This is a genomic window from Komagataeibacter kakiaceti JCM 25156 (genome assembly GCF_000613305.1).
The window spans coordinates 1-6347 of sequence record NZ_BAIO01000111.1; the positions used below are offsets into that span (position 1 = coordinate 1).

The 6347-nt window shown below is 63.2% G+C and carries 4 protein-coding genes, 1 tRNA gene and 2 pseudogenes; 4 read left to right on the forward strand and 3 right to left on the reverse strand.

Features of this window, described 5'->3' with window-relative positions; all coding sequences use genetic code 11:
• A pseudogene (locus tag JCM25156_RS22640) lies at positions 1-1063 on the forward strand (glycosyltransferase); the annotation flags it as partial.
• Between the two features lie 38 nt (positions 1064-1101).
• Here JCM25156_RS22640 and ppa read toward each other — a convergent pair.
• Positions 1102-1629: an inorganic diphosphatase gene (gene ppa, locus JCM25156_RS08055; RefSeq protein WP_025812714.1), complete on the reverse strand. Its 528-nt coding sequence runs from the start codon at positions 1627-1629 to the stop codon at positions 1102-1104.
• Between the two features lie 257 nt (positions 1630-1886).
• Between ppa and JCM25156_RS08060 the strand changes: the two genes are divergently transcribed.
• From JCM25156_RS08060 to JCM25156_RS22650, 3 genes and pseudogenes are all read left to right on the forward strand, one after another.
• Positions 1887-1960, forward strand: a tRNA-Ile gene (locus tag JCM25156_RS08060).
• A 101-nt stretch (positions 1961-2061) separates the two neighbouring features.
• Positions 2062-3739, forward strand: a pseudogene (ettA, locus tag JCM25156_RS22645) (energy-dependent translational throttle protein EttA).
• Positions 3740-3812: 73 nt separating this feature from the next.
• A complete protein-coding gene (locus tag JCM25156_RS22650) occupies positions 3813-4250 on the forward strand; it encodes a GNAT family N-acetyltransferase (RefSeq protein WP_242402548.1) in 438 nt (145 codons plus the stop codon).
• A 224-nt stretch (positions 4251-4474) separates the two neighbouring features.
• Here the strand turns inward: JCM25156_RS22650 and JCM25156_RS08075 are convergent, their stop codons facing one another.
• On the reverse strand, positions 4475-5092 hold the full coding sequence (locus JCM25156_RS08075) for an MlaC/ttg2D family ABC transporter substrate-binding protein (RefSeq protein ID WP_025812715.1): 618 nt from the start codon (positions 5090-5092) through the stop codon (positions 4475-4477).
• A 21-nt stretch (positions 5093-5113) separates the two neighbouring features.
• Positions 5114-5851 (reverse strand): MlaA family lipoprotein, encoded by a 738-nt coding sequence (locus tag JCM25156_RS08080; protein WP_025812716.1) that lies wholly within the window; start codon positions 5849-5851, stop codon positions 5114-5116.
• Between the last annotated feature and the right edge of the window lie 496 nt (positions 5852-6347).

Consider the following 6347-nt stretch of genomic DNA (forward strand, 5'->3'; position numbering starts at 1 on the left):
CTGGCCCGTGGCATGCAGCGCGCGGCGGAGGTGGCGCGCGCGGCGCGCACATTGCGCGGGCTGGGATATGTGCCCGACATCATCATCGGCCACCATGGCTGGGGCGAGATGCTGGAACTGGCCGATGTGTACCCCGATGTGCCGATGCTGGGATATTACGAATTCTTCTATCATCCCACCGGTCTCGATGTCGGATTCGACCCGGAATTTATACCGCCCGCCAGCGTGGCCCCCCTTGTGCGCGCGCGTAACAGCCTGAACCTGCTGGCCCTTGCCGGGTCGGGCTGGGGGCAGACGCCCACCCGTTTCCAGCGCGATACCTATCCCGACTGGGCGCGCGGACGCCTGACCCTGATGCCGGAGGGCGTGGATCTGGAAAAATGCGCGCCCGCGCCCCACGCCCGCATGCGCCCCTTTACCCTGGGTGACATTCATGTCCGCCCGGGTGAAAAACTTGTGACCTATGTCGCGCGTGATCTGGAACCCTATCGTGGGTTCCATGTCTTCATGCGCGCGCTGCCCCGTATCCTGCGGGCGCGCCCGGACGTGCGGGTCATTATGGTGGGGGGGGATGGCGTCAGCTATGGCGGCCGTGCGCCCGGTGGCGTGACATGGCGGCAGCACATGCTGGCGGAAACGGGGGGCGGGCGTGGATCTGTCGCGGGTTCATTTCGCGGGCCGGGTGGAGCATGGCGCTTTCCGCCGCCTGCTCCAGCGGTCGGATGCGCATGTGTACCTGACATATCCGTTCGTGGCGTCATGGTCCCTGCGTGAGGCCATGGCCTGTGGCTGCGCCATTGTGGGAAGCCGGACCGCACCGGTGGAGGAGTTCGTGCAGGATGGCTACACCGCGCGGCTGGTGCCCTTCCTTGAACCCCGGCGCATTGCCGATGGCGTGCTGGAACTGCTGGAAGACCGGCGTCTGGCGCGCCGCCTGCGCATGCGGGTGCGCGCGCAGGCGGAGGACGGTCTGGACATGCGGGCCTATCTGGCGCGCTATCACTCGCTGATCGGCCAGCTTGTCGCCTGCGGGGGGCGGCCCGCCCTGTCGGAAGTGGCCTGACCGCCGGGCCATGCGTGCCCGGCGGGGTGCTCAGAGGTTTATTTGGCCGCTACGGCCTTGATGGATTCAAGGATCGCCTCACCGGCGGCCTTCTTGTCCGCCCAGCCGGAAACCTTGACCCACTTGCCCTTTTCCAGATCCTTGTAGCGGGTGAAGAAGTGCTCGATCTCCTTCAGCACGATCTCGGGCAGGTCTTCGAGCTTTTCCACCCTGGAATAATACGGATGCACCTTGTCGTGCGGGACGCAGATGATCTTTTCATCCTGCCCGCTTTCGTCTTCCATCTTCAGCATGCCGATGGGGCGCGCGCGCACCACGCAGCCCGGCACCACGGCGGCGGGCATCAGCACCAGCGCGTCGGTCGGGTCGCCATCGGCGGCCAGTGTGTTGGGAATGAAGCCATAGGCGGCCGGATAGACCATGGGCGTGAACAGGATGCGATCCACCACCACGGCGCCGCTGTCCTTGTCGATTTCGTATTTGACGCCGGAACCCTGCGGTATCTCGATCACGACATTGATGTCGTTTGGTACGTCCCTGCCGGGTGAAATCTTCGATACGTCCATTATGTCAGGCCTCCTGCCGCCTGTCTTTTTCATTACGTGCCGCGACGCTGCCGCCCCGGCGTGATCTGACGGGGTGACCGTATAGCCCGCACCGATTTGTGCGCAAGTCATGTTCTGTGGCGGCCGGACCCGCACACGCCGGATCGCGAACGCCGCCCCGATGCGCGCCGCTGCGCGGGGCATGGAAAAAATGTAGGGAAAAGCATGGATGGACCTTGCCAAATCCTTCCACATGCGCGAGATCAGGGGCTGCCTGCGCGCCCGTAGCTCAATTGGTTAGAGCGGGCCGCTCATAACGGCTTGGTTGCGGGTTCAAGTCCTGCCGGGCGCAGGCTTTCTAGCATGCGGCACGGTGGCCGGGCGCGCCGCGTCCGTGCGGGCCGTGCGGGTGATCCGCCACTTTAATCTCTCAGTTATCAGGAGCCGACCGTCATGGCCGCCACACAATATGTCTATGTGATGAAGGACCTGACCAAGGCGTATCCGGGTGGGCGTGAAGTCTTCAAGGGCATTACCTGTCCTTCCTGCCCGGCGTCAAGATTGGCGTGCTGGGCGTCAACGGGGCGGGTAAATCCACGCTGCTCAAGATCATGGCAGGCGTGGAAAAGGAATTCGGTGGCGAGGCATGGGCCGCCGAGGGCGCACGCGTGGGCTATCTGGAACAGGAACCCAAGCTGGATGAAAGCCTGACGGTTGGCGAGAACGTGGCGCTGGGCTTTGGCGAGCTGAAAAAGGCCGTGGACCGCTTCAACGAGATTTCGATGAAGTTCGCCGAACCCATGAGCGATGACGAGATGAACACCCTGCTGGCCGAACAGGCCGAACTGCAGGAAGTGATCGACGCGGGCGATGGCTGGGAACTGGACCGCAGGCTGGAAATCGCGCTTGAGGCCCTGCGCTGCCCGCCCGCAGACAGCCCGGTGGACAAGCTCTCGGGCGGGGAACGCCGCCGCGTGGCCCTGTGCCGCCTGCTGCTGGAAAAGCCCGACCTGCTGCTGCTGGACGAACCGACCAACCACCTTGATGCCGAGAGCGTGTCGTGGCTGGAAAAGACCCTGCGTGATTACGAGGGCACGGTGATGGTCATTACCCATGACCGTTACTTCCTCGATAACGTCACCAACTGGATTCTCGAGCTTGAGCGTGGCCGTGGCTATCCGTTCGAGGGCAATTACTCCTCGTGGCTGACGCAGAAGCGCAAGCGCCTTGCGCAGGAAGAGAAAGAGGAAAGCGCCCGCCAACGCGCCCTCGCGGCGGAGCAGGAATGGATCGGTTCCTCCCCCAAGGCGCGTCAGGCCAAGAGCAAGTCCCGTATCGCCCGATATGAGGAAATGCTGGCCCAGAACAACGAAAAGGCGGGGGGCGTGGCCGATATCGTCATTCCGCCCGGCCCGCGCCTTGGCAGCACCGTGATCGAGGCCGAGGATCTGCGCAAGGGCTTCGGCAACCGCCTGCTGATCGATGACCTGAGCTTCAAGCTGCCGCCCGGTGGCATCGTGGGCGTGATCGGGCCGAACGGCGCGGGCAAGTCCACCCTGTTCAAGATGATCATGGGGCAGGAAACGCCCGATAGCGGAACCCTGACCATTGGTGAGACGGTCAAGCTGGGTTACGTGGACCAGTCACGTTTCAGCCTGGATGACGACAAGACCGTGTGGGAGGAAATCTCCGGCGGGACGGACGTGATCTATCTGGGCAAGCGCGCCGTGCCGTCGCGCGCTATGTGGGGGCCTTCAACTTCAAGGGCGCGGACCAGCAGAAGAAGGTGGGCGTGCTGTCGGGTGGTGAGCGCAACCGCGTGCATCTGGCCAAGATGCTGCGCCGTGAAAGCAATGTCATCCTGCTCGATGAACCGACCAACGACCTTGATGTCGATACCCTGCGCGCGCTGGAAGATGCACTGGCCGAATTCGCGGGCTGCGCGGTCATCATCAGCCATGACCGCTGGTTCCTTGACCGTCTGGCGACCCATATCCTCGCCTTTGAGGGGGATAGCCATGTCGAGTGGTTCGAAGGCAACTTCCAGGCGTATGAGGAAGACAAGCGCCGCCGTCTCGGCCCCGATGCGACCGAGCCGAGCCGGATCAAGTACCGCCCCATCGAACGCTGATTCCATTTGCCACCCGGCCTGTTATCTGCCTCAATAACCGCAGGTCGTAATTCCTGCCGTGACGGAGGCAGCCATGGGTGGCAGATACCGCATACAGACAGGCCGGTTACAGCTTGATCCGGTCTCCTGGGGGGATCTGGAAGATATTGTCCGGCTCAAGGCCAGCGCCACCGTAACGGGGCGGCTGGCTGGCGGTGTCCGCAACCGTGTCCTGAGTGAGCGGGACATGATGACCGATCTCATGACATGGGGGCGTGAAGGCGTGGGCATGTTCGCCGTGCGCCAGCAGGGCCGGTTTATCGGCGTGGCGGGCGTGCAGCCTCGGCCACTTCGCCCGAGTGCCACGAACTGCATTTCGCCATCTTCCCGCATGAACACGAAACCGGGCTTTCGCGTGAGGCCGCCAGTCTGGCGCTGGCCTTCGCGCATGAAGGCGGGGTCAGGCGGGCCATTTCCTATGTGCGGGAAAGCGATATTGTGGCCCGTCAGGTTTTTGGCGGCGCGGGCATGAGCGTATGTGGTACGCCGCCACAGGCATGTGGCCCCGATATCCTGCTTTATCAGAGCCTGCGCCCGGCAGGGAATTCCAGATCCCTGCATTAACGCCTGTTTCAATAATATATTGATGAAAATGAAAATTCTTGGATGCCGCCTTTTTTAAAAGGCGGCGTTCCGGTTTCCGGAACGTCCGTGGGCGGTCCCTCCGCACCCTGATGGGGATGCGGGCATGGCCAGTCAGTGATGGTTGGCGATCTGCTTTTCAAGCGCGTGCAGGAGCACATCCACATTGCCGCCATTACGCGCGATGAAGGAGCCGTAATCCTGCCGCTGGGTCAGGCGCAGGCTGGCGCCTTCGCCCACCACGTCCACGACCTTCGGGCTGCCGCTGCTGGTGCTGATGATCCACTGCGTATCCGCGCCGGGCTGGCCAGGGCGGTTGATGACGGTGGATACGGCCGTGTCATCGCCCGCCGGGGCGCTGGTGCCGACCACGAAGGTCACGCCACGGTAATCCCCGATCTTGTCCGTGATGGCGTTGACCAGCACATCATGGAACAGCTTGAGGTAGCGGGCCTGCTGTTCGGGGGTGGCGGTGCGCCAGTAACGGCCAAGGCAGAAGCGGGCGATGGCGTCCACATCGACATACTCGTTGAGCAGGGGCAGGATGTCCTGCTTCTTCTTTTCCAGTGAAAGATCGCTGTTGACGATGTTGACCAGCTTGTTGCCGAACATGCTGACAAAGGAACGGGCCTGCGTAAGGGCATCAACCGCCCATGCCGGGGCAGCGGGCAGGGCGGCAGCGCATGTTGCCAGCAGAGCCAGTGCGTGGCGACGGGGGAAGGGTGTCTGCATCGCTATGTCCCTTTTTTCCGGTTATCTGTTTGAGTACCAGTCAGGCACGGTGGCCCGGCGGTCGTTCTTGATGTTTTCCGCTATCGCCTTGCGCTGCTGCTGGTAGGCGCTGCGGATGGTGGCGTAGGGATCAAGCGAATCCTTCATCACCTGGTCCAGCGCATCGACATTGGTGGCCATGCCGTTGATGGTGCCCATGATGTTGTAGGCCCAGTTGAAGGTCAGCAGGCCATAGCCACGCGGCACGTAGTTCCACGGTGATAGCCCGACATCAATACCGTATCCCACGCCGTCACGGAAGGAGGACGGCCCCAGCACCGGCAGGAACAGGTAAGGCCCCGACGGCACGCCCCATGTCGCCAGTGTCAGCCCGGCGTCATTGTCGTGATGGGTGTAGCCTGCGTAATTCGCCACGTCGATCAGCCCGCCGATGCCCGCGGTCATGTTGATGCACCAGCGCACGAAGGCGTCACCCGCGCGGCGCGGCTTGCCCGCGCCGACATCGTTGAAGAACACGACCGGCTCGTTCATGGTCTGGTACAGGCTGCCGAACGAATTGCGCAGCGGGCGCGGCACGGCCCAGATATAGGCCTTGGCCACGGGGCGCAGGGTGTACTTGTTGGCCCACATGGTCATGTTGAAGGCCTTGCGGTTCAGCTTCTCGTACTTGTCGTTGGCTTCCTTGTATTCAGCCAGGGCGTCCGGATCGGTAGGGGGCGGGGCCGCGCAGGCGGCAAGCCCGAGCAGGCCAAGCGTCATCCCCACGACACGGAGCGCCGAGCGGCGCAAAGACGGGAACGGGCGTGACGACCAAGAATTCGATCCTGTCTCTGCGCGCATGCTCGTTTCCGCTTCCTCTGTCTTCGCTTCTCCGCCGTGGTGGCATGGCGGACTGGCCCAATGCGTTTGCAAGAATCCTGAACCGGGCGCGAACGCCCTTTCTTGCGTCACTCTCTAGCATGGGATTGCTGTTGTGCAATCCGCTAGCCACCTGATGGACATATATTGTGCCTGCATTGCAGCGCGCACATGGGCGTAAATCCGCCGCGGGGCGGGGGCATGCGGCGGCATGCTGGTGGAATTGCCGCGTGGAGTGTGACGTAAAATCCACAGCCATCCGCGCATGCCTTCCGCGCGGCGGCCAGGGCATCACGGTTTATTGAAGGTGCCGCCGGGGTTCAGGAAGCCAGGCGGGGCGCGATTTCGGGGAACATGTCCGCCAGTTCCCGGATCTCGCGTCTGGACAGGCCCAGCG